Below are 16,159 nucleotides of genomic sequence, written 5' to 3' on the forward strand. Positions count from 1 at the left end.
GGAGGTGAGATATTGGGATTATTCGATAAGATATTCGGGAAGAAACAAGCCCCTACTACAACGCGTTTTGAAATGATAAACGACAATGGAGGAGGCTTTTTTTCATGGCATGGAGATATTTATCAAAGTGATATCATACGAGCCTGTATTCGTCCTAAAGCAAAAGCTGTTGGTAAATTAATTGCCAAACATATTCGTGATAATGGCTCTGAATTTAAGGTTAATCCAGAGCCATACATGAGATTCCTATTGGAAGAGCCTAACCCTTTAATGACAGGACAGATGTTTCAAGAAAAAATGGCTGTTCAATTAGAATTGAATCACAATGCATTCGCTTATATTAAGCGTGATGATTCTGGTTATGCTACCGAGATATATCCTATCCCTTGTACAACAGTTGAAGTTGTTGAAGGAACATATGGAGATATCTTTTTGAAGTTCTACTTTAAGAATGGTAAACAAATGACTATACCGTATTCAGATGTAATTCATTTGCGTAAGGATTTTAATGATAATGATTTTTTCGGAGAACATCCAGGCAATGCATTGTCGCAATTAATGGAGATTGTGACAACTACAGATCAAGGTATTGTAAAGGCTGTCCAAAATAGTGCCGTTATCAAATGGATTCTTAAATTTAAATCAGTTTTAAAGCAAGACGATATAGATATGCAAGTTGGTAATTTTGTGAAAAATTATTTGAATATCGACAATCGTAGTGGAGGGGCGGCAGCTACTGACCCGCGTTATGATTTAGAACAAGTGAAAAATGACGCGTTTGTTCCGGATTCAAAACAAATGCAAGAAACCGTACAGCGTATTTATAATTTCTTCAATACTAACGATAAGATTATACAAAGTAAATACAACGAGGACGAGTGGAACGCTTATTATGAATCAGAAATAGAGCCATTTGCAATGCAGCTTGCTGGAGAATACACTAGGAAGCTTTTTTCACGTAAAGAAAGAGGATTTGGGAACAAAATTATCTTTGAATCTTCTTCCCTTCAATATGCATCAATGAAAACAAAGATGGATCTTGTTCAAATGGTGGACAGAGGAGCGCTAGTACCGAATGAATGGAGAGCGATTCTTTCACTTGGTCCAATTGAAGGTGGAGATAAGCCAATTAGAAGATTGGATACAGCTTTAGTTACAGAAGGAAAAGTAACTGATGAAGGAGGTGATAATAATGAACAAGACGGAACAAAGGGAACTAATAACACAAACGATGGAAATTAGAGAAGATGAACAAGGTAACAAGATACTATCTGGATACGCTGTGAAGTGGGGAATGAATTCGGTAGTTATGGGTTATTATCGAAAATTCCGCGAACAATTCCGACAAGGTGCGTTCTTGGAGTCTTTGCAAAAAGACGACCAACGGTTTTTGTGGGCACATGACACTTCTAAAGTGCTAGGAAGAACAAAAAACAATACTTTGCAATTAGCCGAAGATTCTATTGGATTGAGGTTCGAATTGACATTACCAAAAACGACGCTTGGAAATGACACATATGAAACGATTAAGCGTGGCGATGTCGATGGTGTTAGCTTTGGTTTTAGTATGATCACTGAAGAGATAGATGAACCTGATGATGACTTAATGTTACGAACGGTAACTAAAGCGAAGTTATTTGAGGTAAGTGCAGTCGCTTTTCCTGCTTATCCTGATTCAGAAGTTAGCGCGAGGGGTTATGATCCATATAAACATCATGAAGAAAGAAAACAGAAAGAAGAATTACGTAAAAAATTAATCTTAAAAACTTACTTATAAAGGAGAATGATATATGAATCGTTTACAAGAAATTTTACAACGTAAAGCGGAAATCCGCACAGCATTAGAAGGTACTGGAGAAGTGGATTTAGTAGCATTAGAGACTGAATTACGCGAACTAAGCGAAGAACAAACGAGAATCGAAACTCGTCAACGTTTACTAAAAGAAGCTGAGGTTATTAATAACAACAATGAGCCAGAAGTGCGTACAGTGGTTGAAACGTTTAACAATGAGCCGCCACAACAAGATGTAGAGTTAGAAGCATCAGAAAAACGCGGACAAGCATTGATGGAAAATCGTGCTGTTACTGTAGGAAGCGGAAATGTAGTATTACCAAAACATAGCGCTTCAGATATTCGACCTACTTTCAATGAAGTTTCTACACTAATTGATCGCGTATTAACAAAAACACTAAAAGGCGGAGAGAGCTACCAACAACCATACATTAAGAGCTATGGTGAAGGGGATTATTCAACTGAAAGTGGCGATTACACTACGGCTGACACTCAGTTTGGATATGCTGACATTACAAAAGCTAAAATCACTGCGTATTCTGAAGACACTGAAGAACTTCAAAAGTTACCGGCAGCTGATTATGATTCGGAAGTAATGAAAGGTATTACTGTTGCAACTCGTAAGAAAATCACTCGTGAAATTTTAATTGGTACAGGTGCTACTAATCGTCTGGTGGGTATCTTCTCGGCAGCAGCAACAGCAATCGATGCAGCGACAGACTTAGAAATTTCAAAAATTGATGCTTCTACATTAGACGATATCATCTATAGCTACGGTGGCGATGAAGATGTTGAAGATGCAGCTGTATTAATCTTAAATAAAAAGGATCTAAAAGCATTCGCAAAACTTCGTACTTCTGATGGTAAAAAGGTATATAACGTTGTATCAAATGGTAATTCAGGAACAATTGATGGTGTACCTTTCATCATTAATAGTGCTTGTAAGGCAGTTTCTGATGCAGCAACAACAGCTGGTCAATTCAATATGGCTTACGGTCCATTATCAAACTATCAACTTACAATCTTCTCTGATATGGATGTACAACGTTCAACTGACTTCAAATTCAAGCAAGGTATGATTGCTCATAGAGGTTCAGTGTTTGCTGGTGGTAACGTAATCTCTAAAAATGGATTCTTACGTGTTAAGAAAGCGGCTACTGTTTAATAGCCGCTTTTTCATTTGAAATAAGGAGGTATTTTTATGTCTGAAAAGAAAATGCAAGAATTTAAAGTAATTACAGCATTCCGTGATAAGTTCTCCTATGTGCATTATAGTGTTGGAGAGTCATATAAAACAGATGACCAAGAAAGAGTAGAATTCTTACAAAAAGAAGGATTCTTAGAAACCGAACCAATTGTTGATTATAAACCGGTTGTTCCTGAAATTGTCCATGTTGGCGGAGGGTATTATGAACTTCCTAATGGAGAAAAAGTTAAAGGAAAAGAAGCAGCACTTAAAGCGTTAGAAGAACTCGAACCAGTTGGTGAATAAATATGATGCTTGAAGTGGTAAAAAAGGCATTGCGTATTTCTCATAATGCTTTAGATGATGAAATTGATGATTTGATTGAAGCGGCCCGAACTGATTTAAAGTTATCGGGCGTTTCTGGTTTCAAATCAAATGATGATACAGATCCATTAATCAAAAGAGCGATAATCATGTATGCAAAAGCTAATTTTATTGCTGATGCTAAGGAATCAGAACGATTTCAATTATCGTATAACATGCTTAAGAATCATCTTACTTTAGCGGGTGATTATAAATGAACGATATTCTACACTTCCCAATAGTTACAGTCATTGAAGATGATTTGGGACAAAAAGAGGGAGTAAGAACGTTTAATAGACAAGTATTTTGTAAAAAGAAATCTGTCCCTCAATCAGAATTCTTTCAAGCTGGTCAAAATGACATTAAAGCAAGTTGCGTTTTAATCGTCCATGTTCTGGATTATCAAGATGAACGTGAAGTGAAGTACCGCGAAAAAGAATATAACATATACCGCACATATGAACGCGAAGATGAAAAAATCGAATTGTATTGTGAGGTGGTAGCTGGTGGCTAGTATTGATAGTCTAGCAAATGATATTGCTAGAGAACTGCAAAGGTATGGAAAAGAAGTAGAAGAAAAATTAGAAGTTGAAAAAGAAGAAGTTGCTAACAATCTTGTAGATGAATTGAAACAAACGAGTCCTAAAAGTGACAGTAAAGGCGGACGTAAATATGCAAAAGGATGGCGTAAGAAAAAGGAAGGTAATGCATTTATTGTTCATAACGCATTAAAACCTCAGCTTACACACTTATTAGAGAAGGGACACGCAAAAGTGAATGGTGGACGTGTTCCAGCTATAGTTCATATCGCTCCCGCTGAAGAAAAAGCAGTAAATGATTTTTCAGAGCGAGTTGAAAGGGCGATCCAACAATGAATTTAATTGAATTAAAGAAAATCCTTGATGCTACAGGTTATCCTGTGGCTTATTCGCATTTCACAGCACTCCAGGATAATCCAGTACCGAAGCTTCCCTATATTTGTTTCATTGGGGACGGTTCAGACAATTTAATGGCTGACAATATGGTGTATCACAAGATAAACGATTTAAATATAGAGCTTTACACAACTAAAAAGGATTTAGTTGCTGAAGCCAAGCTTGAAAAAGTCCTAGATGATTGTGAAATACCTTACGATTCACAAGTTGAAGGATTTATTGAATCCGAAAAAGTGTATCAAAAAATATATGAAACGAGGTTGATATAAATGGCAGAAAATAAAGTTACTTTTGGTCTAAAGAAAGTTCATTATAGTGTAATTACTGAGGATGAGACAGGAAAGATCACGTATGGAACTCCAGGTAAATTACCAGGGGCAGTTGAAATGAAATTAGAGCCAAAGGGTGAACAATCTGATTTTTATGCAGATGACAGCAACTACTATACTGAATCAAGTAACCAGGGGTATGAAGGTACATTAAATATCGCTAAAGTTACTGAAGCGTTCCGTACTGAAGTATTAGGGGAAATTTTAGATGAAACGGATAAAGTTATCACTGAAGTTTCGAATGCAAAGATTAAGAAAATTGCTCTAATGTTTGAATTTGATGGTGATGTGAAAGCGACTAGACACGTACTTTACAACGTATCTGTATCACGACCTGGTGCGGGTTCTTCCACAAAGAGTGATAAAACAGAGCCAAATACAACTGAATTAAAATTTGTTGCAGCGCAACATCCAGTAAATCAAAAAGTGAAAGTATCAACAACAGTTGGTACACCAGCAGGAATTTACGATGCTTGGTATACAAAAGTGTACGAGAAAGTTGTGGGGGCGTAACTAGATGGAAAAAACAATTGTAATTGATGATAAGGCAGTGCTTTTGAAAAGTACTGCCGGTACGGCTATTCGTTATAAATCTCAATTTAGACGTGATATGTTTGCAGACATCCTTAGTTTAGGAGTACTTTCTTCATACATTTCAACAGATGGCGACCAAAATAATATCGACCTTTCGCAGGTTGATTTAAGTAAATTAGATTTCGAAGTTATTTATAACTTGGTATGGGCATTTGCTAAAACAGCAAATAAAGATGTTCCGGATCCATTAACTTGGTTAGATACATTTGGAGAATTTCCGATTGCTGAAATTATCACAGAAATTCAGGACCTAATTAAAAGCACGGTTCAGTCAAAAAAAAAATAACAGAAGATGAACAAGGGCAAGGACGTAACGATGGAAAAGGTGGATTTTCCGTTGATACATTCCTTGCTCTTTGTTATTCATGCAAATTATCCAAAGAAGATTTAGAAGATATGACAATAGGTGATTGCTTGGATTATATCGATGAATATGTTGAATTACGAAATCCGAAGAAAGAGCAAGAAAATACAAGAAAAGCTACACAAGATGACTTTAATAATTTCTAAGCAAGTGAGGTGATAACATGGCAGGAAGAATTAAGGGAATAACGATAGAAATTGGTGGAGAAACAACTGGTCTTCAAAATGCCTTGAAAGATGTCAATAAAAGAAGTGGTGAACTATCTAAAGAGCTAAAAGATATTGAACGGCTCTTAAAATTCAACCCAGGCAATGTCGAAGCTTTAGCCCAAAAACAGCAATTACTCACTCAACAAATTGAGAATACAACGAAAAAATTAGATAGCTTAAAGTCAGCTCAACAGCAAGTTCAAGCACAATTTGAAAGTGGCGCAATTAATGAAGAACAATATCGGGCGTTTAGGCGTGAAATTGAATTTACAGAAGGGCAACTTAATGGATTCAAAAACAGTCTTGCAGGATTAAAGGCTGAGCAAGAAAAAGCGGCAAGTTCAACAAGACAATTAGAGACTTTATTTAGCGCCACAGGACAGAGTGTTGATGATTTTGCGGATGCATTAGGGAATCGTCTTGTAAATGCAATTAAAAACGGCACGGCATCAAGTAGGCAGTTAGAACAAGCTATTGAAATTATCGGAAGAGAAGCGCTAGGAGCCGAAGCAGATATTGGGAAGTTACAACAGGCGCTTCGTTCTGTTGATGATGGGAATTCCATTCAAAACATTAGAAATGAATTGAATCAACTCTCTCAAGAAGCAGATCAGACAGGCGAAAGCGTCAAAGAATTAGGCGTTGAGCTAGAAAACGTATTAGGTGGAATAGTTGCTGGTGGTGGTATTCAGGAAGTCATCGGACAGGCCCTAGACATGTCAGAGCTAAAGACGAAAATAGATATTACTTTTGACGTTCCAGAATCATCAAAGAGATCTGTGGAGGATGCAGTTAGAACAGTTACAGCCTATGGTGGTGATGCAGAGGAAGCATTGGAGGGTGTACGTAGACAATGGGCATTAAATAAAGATGCTTCTGACGCAGCGAATACGGAGATAATAAGAGGAGCAGCAAACATTGCTAGTTCCTATTCGCAGATTGATTTTACAGAATTAATTCAAGAAACCAATGAAATCGGTAGTGAATTAAATATATCGAATAAAGAAGCACTAGGATTAGTTAATGCGCTCTTGAAAATAGGGTTTCCACCCGAACAACTTGATATTATTGCTGAATACGGTCAACAACTAAGACGAGTTGGCTATACAGCACAAGAAGTACAAAGTATCATGCAAAGTGCAGCTTCTCAAAAATCTTGGAATATCGATAACTTATTGGACGGATTAAAAGAAGGGCGTATTCGTTCTGTTGAAATGGCGCGTGGATTAAGCAATGGTATGAAAGATTCTATTCGTGCAGTTGTTGATGATACTGAGAAAATGTCTGATGAACAAGTTTCAGCGATGCAAAAGGGGTTCGCGAAACAAGAATCCGCACTTGCGAACTCGTTTAGTAATCAAGAGAAAGCACTTTCTAAAAGCCATAGTCAAAGACAGAATGCATTAGCTAAAAGTCTTGATGCTGAATACAATGCGGTTTCTAAAAGTTACGAAAACCAACAAAAGAATTTAGAGAAAAAACTTAGTGCTCAATATGATGCGGCATCAAAAAATTACGATAACCAACAAAAAGCGCTTGAAAAGTCCCTTGAAGCGGAAGTTAAGGCGTTTGAGAAGTCATCTGAACAGAAAATAAAGCTCATCGATAAAGAATACATGGAACGTATGAAATTAATCGATGAGGAAAAATACAATCGTCTTAAAGCGATTGACGATCAAATTGGTTATCTAGATTCCAAAACAGCAGCGGAAGATAAATATATTAAAGATCGTGAAAACGCTGAAAAGCGTGCTGATTTAAAGATAAAGATAAGCAAAGCCAAAAATGAAGAAGAGCGTCAGGCGGCAATAAAAGCATTACAAGATCTCGAAGAGAAAATGCGCTTGGATAAAATACGTGAAGAGCGTAAGAGTCAAATTGATAGATTAAAAGAGGAAAAAGACGGTATCAAAGAATCGTCTGATGCCAAGAAAGAAGCACTAAAATCGGAAATCGATAGCCGAAAAGAACAAGTCAAAGAACAAATAAACAATGAAAAGGAAGCTTTGAAAGAACGACAGCAGGAACAAAAAGAAGCTTTCCAGCAAAGTAAGCAAGAGAATTTAAAGGTTATCAGTGAATCAAATAAAGCACAACTTGATTCATTAAGAGAAGTAAATCAAGCTAATTTATCCGCTTTAAAAGAAAATCATAATGATCGAAAACAAGCGCTAAGCGAGCGTTTGAGTGATGAAATGGACGCTGTTCGCGAATCACATAGAGCTGAGCTAGAATCATTTAAAGAAATGAATGCAGAAAAACTCGAACTTGCGAAAAATCCACCTGATAGTGCAGCTGTAAAAGAAATTTTTTCTCAACTAGAAGGTTGGGGGAAAGCAATTGCTAAAGGCGGAGAAGAAGGCAAGCAAGCATTTGTGGATATGGTTAAATGGCTAAATGACATCGATGATGCTGCTTTACGCGAAGCGATTGGCGTGCAAATTTTCGGTACAATGTTTGAAGATCAAGGTCAAAACATTATTAATACAATTTTACAAACCGAAGAAAAACAAGCTGACTTAAAAAAAGGAATAGATGATTTACAAGAATCCGCAAGCAAAATGGACGCATCACCAATGGTTAAGTGGAAAGAAGCAATGAACGATTTAAAAGAAGCGCTTGAACCAGTGTTACTTACAGTAGCTGATGTTGTATCTGCATTTGCCGGATTTATTTCAGCTCATCCAGTGTTAGCGGCAGCACTTACAGCTATAACGGTTGCAATTGGGATACTTGTTGGTATTTGTGCAGCTCTAGCCCCGGTAATATTTTTAGCCACATCAGGCGCTATAACATTTGCAGGAGTTATGGCTGTTCTAACAAGCCCAATTACTTTAGTAGTTGCGGCAATTGCAGGATTAATTGCTATATGGGTATTATTCGGCGATAAAATCATGGCCATATACAATGAATATTTCAAGCCAACAATAGATCAAATAGTATCCATAATTGTTGGGACGTTACAGCCAGTATTTGATAAAGGATTTACACTCATAAAAGATATTGTTCAAGATGCATTTGCGATTATCCAGCGAGTTTGGAATGAAATACTATCGCCTGTTTTCTCGAAAATTTCATCGATTATAGAAAATGTTCTTTTGCCAGCTTTTAAATTTGTATTTAGTGCTATTGGTAGCGTTGTATCAGATGCATTCGATGGTATCAGAGTTGTATGGGATACAGTTTTAAAACCTATTTTAAATGGGATTATCGACTTCATTTCCGGTGTATTCTCAGGAGACTGGGATAAAGCTTGGAAAGGAATTGTGAAAATTTTCGATGGAGTTTTCAATGGAATAGAACTTGCAGCAAAAGCACCAATAAATGCCGTTATTTCAATGATTAATTCATTGATCGAGGGTATTAACAGTATAGATATGCCTGACTGGGTTCCGTTTGTTGGTGGTGGGAAAACTCATATCCCTACAATCCCAATGTTAGCAACAGGTGGACATGTTCTTGGTGACGGTTCATTTATTGCCGGAGAAGCTGGACCAGAGTTATTTACTAAAAGAGGGAATCGTGTATCTGTTACGCCTTTATCTTCAAATGAAAAATCACTTGGTATTACAGGCACTATGAGCCGATTAATTGGCGATATGAGTTATTCAATGGCTAATTCTATGAAAGAGTTATCTGGGTTAAAAAGTGTCATGAGCAATGTATATGGCAGTCTAGCTAACAGTTCAGAAGCGATGAGTAGAAATGCTAGTCAAAGAACTGCGGATGGCAATTCCTCTTCAAATACTAATAAATCAGATTCATATAATTTTGCCGATATGTTTAGAGGTTCTACTTTTGTAATTAGAGAAGAAGCCGATGTGCAAAAATTAGCGGTCGAATTAGGAAAATATATTAAAACGTCAGGAAGAAAGGTGGGGCAGTTATGAGTTTAACAATAGACGGTAAATCGTTAAATCAATTAGGTTTAGCACTTTTACCAGGATTCCAACACCCAGCTGCTCCACCAATTCGCGACTATACTGTTTCTATTCCTGGTCGTCCTGGTGCTTATTATTTTGGATCGGACATAGACCCTATGGAGTTTAATTTACCACTAATTATTAAACCACAGGAAAATAGATTTGAATTAGCGAAAGCGATAAGGAATGTAGTTTCAATTTTTACAGACGCTTACGGTAAACCAAAAGAAGTTAAGCTGACATTTGACTATGAACCCGATAAATATTATCTAGTTAGATATAGTGGTTCAATGTCAATTGAACGTTATGTTAGAATGGGGAAATTCGAGTTACCATTGGTAGCCTATGATCCTCATGCTTATGCAAAGCCTGATGCATACGATGCAAAAACAAAACAAGAATACGATAAAGGATTAGTTTATAATTCAGGAATCGTATACCCGAATACACAAGGTTTTCAATGGGTATATCCCATTCATTATTCTGGTGTGCAAAATCATAGTCATTATGATACTCCATTTAAATTGATAATAAAAGGTCGTTGTAAAAATCCTAAAATCACAAACTTAAATTCAGGAGTTTGGATACAAATAACTGAAACATTTAATGATAATGATCAGCTTATTATAGATGCAAAAACGTGGACTGTTGTTAAAAATGGAAATATAAATTTATTAACGAAATTCAAAGGTGATTTCATTCAATTAACTGAGGGCGAAAATGGTTTTATGTTCGAAAGTGAGACGACACCATCTGCTCAAGTTACATTTGATTGGAATCATCTTTTCTTGTGAGGTGAAGCAGCATGACAATTAAACCGATTATAGGAGAAGTAAAAGCACAGCCTATTAATGATAACTTTAGTTTTTTAGCATCTCAATTCGCAGGTTTTAACGGATCACCAAAGGGTGCATATCAAACTTTACAAGACTTAAAGAACGCCTTTCCTAATGGAACTAACGGCGTTTACGTTGTTAATGAAGATGGGAAATGGTATTACTGGAATAGTTCCGCATGGGTAGCTGGTGGCGTTTACCAAAGTACAGGTATTGCAAATGAAAGTATAAACTTTGAAAAAGTAGAAGGAGTAACAATTAAAGGGAAAAATCTCTATTCTCCTAACCAATTTGTAAAAGGATATATCGATAATGCAGGAGCGGTAGTTAGTTCTCCGACGTACGGGCGTGCAAAAATACCAGTGAAACCTAACGAAAAATACAGTGTTTACAGACCAGGTGATGACACTTATAAAACTAGTTCTGGATGGATGTTATTTACTACTAGCACAGGTGCTAATATCGGGAAATTGGACGGGAGTTTATATATAACAGGAACTTATAACAATAAAAAGTACGTCACGATAACTACCCCTGCGACTTGTGCTTATATTGAAATAAATGCTTATCTTCTTGGTTTCAATGACATAAATAATATTATTTGTGTCAATGGGGAAGTTATTTCGGATGAATCGTTAAATAACGCTGAGGTTTCGAAAATTTTCGATTCGCAATTAAGCGATGCAAAAGCAAGAGCAGATTTTAAGGATTTTAAGAATACGATAAAGTCTATGTATGGGAATATATATAAATATCCTGACAGTTATATAAATAACAAGTATATTACAGCAACCGGATTAATAGGCGATGCGACAGGATGGGGATACGGGAAAATTTCGGTTCGTGAAAATAAAAGATATTCAATTTGGATGCCTAACGGGAATTATGGTGGAGTAATTGGTGCTATTGCATTTTATCGTGACGATACCTTGCTATCCTATATTAATAATCCAATGCCAAACGGAATATACAACGGAAAAAATTTCATCACAGTTTTAGCTCCAGCGACGTGTAACAATATACGCATAACGAATAAACGGCCGACAGACCCCGCATTTGATAATAGTATGACAATGATTTGCATAGAAGGCGAAACGATTAATGATAGCTTACTAGTCCCTGTTTTAGCTGAAATTAATGGGATTAAAGTACCGCAAACTGATAATTCAAAACCGTATAGTGATATTAAATGGGGGGCGCTAGGGGACAGCTTAACAGAGCGTAACATACGTACAACTAAAAATTACCATGATTATATAGCAGAGGAAATTGGTATAAACGTATCAAATTTAGGGGTAGGTGGTACGGGATACAAAAAAACAGAGGAAAGCAATACAGCTTTTTATCAAAGGATCTTGAACGTTCCAACTGACATTGATGTTCTAACTATATTTGGTAGTGGTAACGACATGTCATTGACGTTAGGAAATCCAACCGATACAACAACAGATACTATTTGTGGTTGTATTAATAAGACAATTGATAACTTTTATACAATTCTTCCTACTGTACCAATTGGAATTATAACACCTACACCTTGGGTTAACTATCCAAATAGTGTTGCAGGTAATAAGATGGAGCTATATGCAAATGCACTAATCTCCATTTGTAAGATGCGTAGTATCCCGTATTTAGATTTATACCGTTGTAGTAATCTAAGGCCTTGGGATGCAACGTTTAGAAGTCTTATGTATACGCGTGATGATGGAAACGGTGTACATCCAGATGAAAATGGTCATAAAGTAATCGCTTCAAAAATAAGAGAATTCATCAAAACACTTTGCTAGGCATTTTTAAGAAGGTGATAAATTGCTGAAACTATATGATAAACAAATGCAACTCAAGGCGTTTCTTGAGAATGCATATAATATAAAGTACAACCCGCCACTAAACGAACTTTGGACGGCGGGTTTTTCATTGCCGTTTAACGATCCGAAGCGAGAAGAAATTGAAACGTTTGATTACGTGGAGATATTCGATAATGGTAAACGCATCGGCATGTTCCGTATTATGGATAGTGATGAAGAAAGAGAAGTGCATGAAAAAATAATTACTTATGACTGTGAGCACGTTTTATCTACACTGATGGACAGCGTGCTTTTTGGTTACCACGAAAGAATTAATTTAACCACAAGAGAGAATATCGAGTATCTCCTTAGCAAACAAAGAATAAAGCATTGGAAACTCGGTCGATGTGATTTCACAAAATATTTTTCATATAGTTGGGAAAATGAAGATACGTTATTAGGACCTATATATAGCATACCGAAGCCATTTGATGAGAAATTCCAGTGGACTTGGGATGATTCGTCTTATCCTTGGACTTTAAACATAATTCGTTATTCTGAAGAAATTACAGGTGAGCTCCGATACCGGAAGAATATGAAGGGCATTAAGCGAAAGGTAGAAGCTAAAGATGTTATGACAAGGATTTATCCACTGGGTTATGGCGAAGGTGTAAACCAACTTACAATTAAAAGCGTTAATAATGGTCTTCCTTATATAGATGCTCCTGAATTTGTCAGAGAATTACACGATGGATTTGATTATATATGGGTAGATAGAAGGTTTGAAGATGCTCAATCACTTTACGCTTCAGCAAATTCGATGTTGCTAAAAGCATGTATGCCGAAAGTTACTTATGAAATTGATGCAATTGATTACGAATTGATTGACCCATACAAAATAGAAAAGTATGAGACTGGTAAGCTAGTACGTCTGTATGATGAGGATTTCAATATATCAGTAGATTTACGTGTAATGGATCGTTCAAAAGATGATGTCACAGGGAATCCGCTAGATGTAAAACTTGTATTAGAAAATAAGGTAACTGATTTAGGAACAATACAAGCTGATATTGAGAAACGACAGAGAGTCAACGAAGTGTATTCTCAAGGGACGACGAATATTGATAGTCGAGATTTCCAAGATAATTGCGACCCTGAACATCCAGCTATCATTAGGTTTCAAATACCTAACGATGTAAAAAATGTGAATGAATTGTTACTGACATTTGAGATATTAAGATTTAGGGCATACGAACGTGCTATTAAAGGTGGCGGTGCTGTTGTAGGTTCGACTTCAGCTGGTGGAGCTACTGTAGGTTCAACCCAAGCTGGAGGCGCTAATGTAAGTTCCACAACTTCAGGAGGTGCGACTGTTGGTTCAACAAGTGCTGGTGGCGGTACAGTGAGGGCATCAAGTGGCGGAGGCGACCATGTTCATAAGATGTTTCATGGTGGCGGAATTGTTCCTGCTGAACCTGCAACAATAGGATTGTATACAGCTTTTTCTGATCCTGGAAGATTTACAGCGGCTTCATTTTACGCAAAAGGGACTGGGGCAAGCTTATACACTCATGGTTCTAGCGGAGATCATACACATGATATTACATTGCCAGATCATAGTCACAGTATAAGCATACCGAATCACAACCATAGCATTAGCATTCCTAACCATACGCACGACATCAGCATTCCAAATCATACGCACAGCATAACTTTGCCGGATCATACACACGAAATTGAGTTCGGCATTTTCGAATTATATCAAACCCCTTCAAAAGTAACGATTGAAGTGGATGGGAATACATTACCTTTTGATTCAATAAGAGGACAAGATATTAATTTGATTCCTTATTTAGCAAAGGATTCTGATGGTAAACTTCAACGTGGCCGTTATGTTGAGATTAAAATTACACCAGATAGTTTAGCTAGAATTAATGCTACTGTTACAGGACGGTTGTTTATTCAGTCCAGAAGTGGCGGTACGTATTAAGATAAATGATAAAAAATAATGAAGGAGATGGATAACATATGCAAACAATTGAAATTCACACACAAGGCGGATTAAAACACACAGTACAAACAGAAAAATACGATGCACAGGTGCTAAACGAACAATTGAATAGTAACGACCTAATCACCGTACTTATCGGTGATTTTATTATCCAACGAATTGATGTAAAACGTATTTTACCAATCAATTTGCCTACTGCAGAAGGCACTAAAAAATTAAAGGTTCATACAAACGGTGGGAAAGAGATTGAGATTGTAACAAATGATTATGATCCAATCTACTTAAATGAACAATTGAACAACAGCAATACCATTACGGTTGTAATTGGTGATTATATTTTCTCCCGAATCGACGTGAAGCAGGTGGTCCCAGTGAAAGAAGAACCGAAAGAACCAGAACAACCACCCGTAACTGAACCTGAGCAACCAACAGACCCTGTTACACCGCCAACAACTGAAGAACCATCAAAAGAAACTGGTGAAGAAACGGAACCTACAGAGCAGAAATAATTTATTCTTTTTATTTTATCAGGAGGTGTTAATTATATTGAAACGAATTATAGATCCTGTAATTTATGATAAACACGTTAGTTCAGATAATAAGAACCTAGTTAGGGACTTCCTGATTGAAAAGAAATCACAAGGAAAAGCGAAGAGTACATTAAAGCAATATCGTTGGGACTTAAGAATCATAATGTATTTAATTTATCAGCATTTTGATAATAAAAGAATCACAGAACTAACAAGAAAAGACATTCGTAATCTCTGTATTGTATTTCAAGAAATGGACATGTCTAATGCTCGTGTAAATGGATTAATGAGTGCATTACGGTCCACACTAGAGTTTTGTGCAGATGACGACGATTATGATTATGAGTTTAATATTGGTTCCAGGGTAAAAGGTTTACCGAAAAATCCAGTTAGAGAAATCACATTTTTAAAAGAATCACAGATTGAATGGTTACTAGATGAACTGGATAAACAGAACCAGATACTTATCGCTGTATATCTCGCTATATCATATTACAGTGCAGCAAGAAAGAACGAAGTGCATCAGGTATTAAAAGACGGATTGGATGAACGATATTATACAAATACAGTTATTGGAAAAAGAAGTAAGAAATTTAGGTTGTATTATAACGAACGTACTAGATTATTAATTTCGAAGTACCTTGGGGATAGAGGAGAAGATAATATTAGTCAGCTATTTGTAAAGAAGTATAGCAATGGCCAGAAAAGAGTAGTCAATAAAAGCGCTTTTAATTACTGGTGTGAAATTTTATCCGGTATGTTGAGTAATAAGGAAGGTAAAACAATTTCGATTAATCCCCATGCTTTCCGTCATTCAAGGCTTGATAATCTACGTGAGCAAGGTATACCACTTGAAAAATTAAAGTCACTTGCTAATCACAGTGACGTATCAACAACAGAATCTTATTTATCTGATCGTAGTGAGAATGATATTGCAGATATATTTGGTATGGATGTTAGTTGTTTTAAGTAGGGACACAAAGGTGTCTTTTTTTATTACGTAAAAAGGAGTGAAGTTATGACAATTGAAATTGGAGTACTTATCGCAATCGCATCAGCATTAATTGGGTATTTTTCTTACTCACTTAATCGCTCAAAAGAAATTAAATCAGATGGTCAGCAAGGGGCAGAAATGAAAGCGAAATTAGAATATATCAGCAAAGGTGTTGATGATATTCGCATAGATCAAAAGGCCAGTGAACGACAGATGGTTTCATTTGGTGAACGTATTACTAGGGTTGAAGAAAGTGCTAAACAAGCACATAAGCGTTTAGATAATCTAGAAAAGGAGGCGAATTAA

At 36.5% G+C, this 16,159-nt stretch carries 17 protein-coding genes; all 17 read left to right on the forward strand.

The features are described from left to right. Positions 1-12: 12 nt before the first annotated feature. The 17 genes from AC3EMB_RS27435 (at position 13) to AC3EMB_RS27515 (ending at position 16,159) form a co-directional block, all read left to right on the forward strand. Entirely contained in the window at positions 13-1,242 is a 1,230-nt protein-coding gene (locus AC3EMB_RS27435) for a phage portal protein (protein ID WP_488517809.1), read from the forward strand. Then, positions 1,193-1,777: an HK97 family phage prohead protease gene (locus AC3EMB_RS27440; protein WP_322368285.1), complete on the forward strand. Its 585-nt coding sequence runs from the start codon at positions 1,193-1,195 to the stop codon at positions 1,775-1,777. Before AC3EMB_RS27435 ends, AC3EMB_RS27440 begins: the two co-directional genes overlap by 50 nt. A gap of 13 nt (positions 1,778-1,790) precedes the next feature. After that, a complete protein-coding gene (locus tag AC3EMB_RS27445) occupies positions 1,791-2,957 on the forward strand; it encodes a phage major capsid protein (RefSeq protein WP_322368284.1) in 1,167 nt (388 codons plus the stop codon). A 36-nt stretch (positions 2,958-2,993) separates the two neighbouring features. Beyond that, on the forward strand, positions 2,994-3,284 hold the full coding sequence (locus tag AC3EMB_RS27450; RefSeq protein ID WP_488517810.1) for a hypothetical protein: 291 nt from the start codon (positions 2,994-2,996) through the stop codon (positions 3,282-3,284). Between the two features lie 2 nt (positions 3,285-3,286). Further along, positions 3,287-3,559, forward strand: a complete 273-nt coding sequence (locus tag AC3EMB_RS27455) for a head-tail connector protein (RefSeq protein ID WP_488517811.1) — start codon at positions 3,287-3,289, stop codon at positions 3,557-3,559. Beyond that, complete coding sequence (locus AC3EMB_RS27460; protein ID WP_488517812.1) at positions 3,556-3,855, forward strand: phage head closure protein; 300 nt, start codon at positions 3,556-3,558, stop codon at positions 3,853-3,855. Before AC3EMB_RS27455 ends, AC3EMB_RS27460 begins: the two co-directional genes overlap by 4 nt. After that, positions 3,848-4,216, forward strand: coding sequence for an HK97 gp10 family phage protein (locus AC3EMB_RS27465; protein WP_377895384.1), 369 nt, complete (start codon positions 3,848-3,850; stop codon positions 4,214-4,216). Before AC3EMB_RS27460 ends, AC3EMB_RS27465 begins: the two co-directional genes overlap by 8 nt. Then, positions 4,213-4,545 carry a hypothetical protein gene (locus AC3EMB_RS27470; RefSeq protein ID WP_488517813.1) on the forward strand — a complete coding sequence of 111 codons (333 nt, stop codon included), beginning with the start codon at positions 4,213-4,215 and terminating at the stop codon, positions 4,543-4,545. Before AC3EMB_RS27465 ends, AC3EMB_RS27470 begins: the two co-directional genes overlap by 4 nt. Continuing rightward, complete coding sequence (locus AC3EMB_RS27475; RefSeq protein WP_488517814.1) at positions 4,546-5,118, forward strand: major tail protein; 573 nt, start codon at positions 4,546-4,548, stop codon at positions 5,116-5,118. A gap of 4 nt (positions 5,119-5,122) precedes the next feature. Continuing rightward, positions 5,123-5,485, forward strand: coding sequence for a hypothetical protein (locus tag AC3EMB_RS27480; RefSeq protein ID WP_098021095.1), 363 nt, complete (start codon positions 5,123-5,125; stop codon positions 5,483-5,485). Between the two features lie 241 nt (positions 5,486-5,726). Continuing rightward, complete coding sequence (locus AC3EMB_RS27485) at positions 5,727-9,662, forward strand: tape measure protein (RefSeq protein WP_488517815.1); 3,936 nt, start codon at positions 5,727-5,729, stop codon at positions 9,660-9,662. Continuing rightward, positions 9,659-10,489: a distal tail protein Dit gene (locus AC3EMB_RS27490; RefSeq protein WP_488517816.1), complete on the forward strand. Its 831-nt coding sequence runs from the start codon at positions 9,659-9,661 to the stop codon at positions 10,487-10,489. The genes AC3EMB_RS27485 and AC3EMB_RS27490 overlap by 4 nt, the downstream gene beginning before the upstream one ends. An 11-nt stretch (positions 10,490-10,500) precedes the next feature. Next, positions 10,501-12,318: an SGNH/GDSL hydrolase family protein gene (locus AC3EMB_RS27495; protein WP_488517817.1), complete on the forward strand. Its 1,818-nt coding sequence runs from the start codon at positions 10,501-10,503 to the stop codon at positions 12,316-12,318. Positions 12,319-12,364: 46 nt separating this feature from the next. Further along, positions 12,365-14,308: a phage tail spike protein gene (locus AC3EMB_RS27500; protein ID WP_488517841.1), complete on the forward strand. Its 1,944-nt coding sequence runs from the start codon at positions 12,365-12,367 to the stop codon at positions 14,306-14,308. Positions 14,309-14,346: 38 nt separating this feature from the next. Next, positions 14,347-14,838, forward strand: coding sequence for a hypothetical protein (locus AC3EMB_RS27505; protein ID WP_488517818.1), 492 nt, complete (start codon positions 14,347-14,349; stop codon positions 14,836-14,838). A 37-nt stretch (positions 14,839-14,875) separates the two neighbouring features. Further along, the gene (locus AC3EMB_RS27510) at positions 14,876-15,832 is read left to right on the forward strand and encodes a tyrosine-type recombinase/integrase (RefSeq protein ID WP_488517819.1); all 957 of its coding nucleotides are present in this window, start codon (positions 14,876-14,878) and stop codon (positions 15,830-15,832) included. Positions 15,833-15,877: 45 nt separating this feature from the next. Further along, on the forward strand, positions 15,878-16,159 hold the full coding sequence (locus tag AC3EMB_RS27515) for a hypothetical protein (protein ID WP_488517820.1): 282 nt from the start codon (positions 15,878-15,880) through the stop codon (positions 16,157-16,159).

The sequence above is a fragment of the Bacillus sp. LQ16 genome, from assembly GCF_057784645.1.

Excerpts from the sequence above, each read along its gene's own strand:
- AC3EMB_RS27440 (WP_322368285.1), top strand. The coding sequence starts at position 1,193 with ATGAACAAGACGGAACAAAGGGAACTAATAACACAAACGATGGAAATT.
- AC3EMB_RS27445 (WP_322368284.1), top strand. The coding sequence starts at position 1,791 with ATGAATCGTTTACAAGAAATTTTACAACGTAAAGCGGAAATCCGCACA.
- AC3EMB_RS27450 (WP_488517810.1), top strand. The coding sequence starts at position 2,994 with ATGTCTGAAAAGAAAATGCAAGAATTTAAAGTAATTACAGCATTCCGT.
- AC3EMB_RS27455 (WP_488517811.1), top strand. The coding sequence starts at position 3,287 with ATGATGCTTGAAGTGGTAAAAAAGGCATTGCGTATTTCTCATAATGCT.
- AC3EMB_RS27460 (WP_488517812.1), top strand. The coding sequence starts at position 3,556 with ATGAACGATATTCTACACTTCCCAATAGTTACAGTCATTGAAGATGAT.
- AC3EMB_RS27470 (WP_488517813.1), top strand. The coding sequence starts at position 4,213 with ATGAATTTAATTGAATTAAAGAAAATCCTTGATGCTACAGGTTATCCT.
- AC3EMB_RS27475 (WP_488517814.1), top strand. The coding sequence starts at position 4,546 with ATGGCAGAAAATAAAGTTACTTTTGGTCTAAAGAAAGTTCATTATAGT.
- AC3EMB_RS27480 (WP_098021095.1), top strand. The coding sequence starts at position 5,123 with ATGGAAAAAACAATTGTAATTGATGATAAGGCAGTGCTTTTGAAAAGT.
- AC3EMB_RS27485 (WP_488517815.1), top strand. The coding sequence starts at position 5,727 with ATGGCAGGAAGAATTAAGGGAATAACGATAGAAATTGGTGGAGAAACA.
- AC3EMB_RS27490 (WP_488517816.1), top strand. The coding sequence starts at position 9,659 with ATGAGTTTAACAATAGACGGTAAATCGTTAAATCAATTAGGTTTAGCA.
- AC3EMB_RS27495 (WP_488517817.1), top strand. The coding sequence starts at position 10,501 with ATGACAATTAAACCGATTATAGGAGAAGTAAAAGCACAGCCTATTAAT.
- AC3EMB_RS27500 (WP_488517841.1), top strand. The coding sequence starts at position 12,365 with ATGCAACTCAAGGCGTTTCTTGAGAATGCATATAATATAAAGTACAAC.
- AC3EMB_RS27505 (WP_488517818.1), top strand. The coding sequence starts at position 14,347 with ATGCAAACAATTGAAATTCACACACAAGGCGGATTAAAACACACAGTA.
- AC3EMB_RS27515 (WP_488517820.1), top strand. The coding sequence starts at position 15,878 with ATGACAATTGAAATTGGAGTACTTATCGCAATCGCATCAGCATTAATT.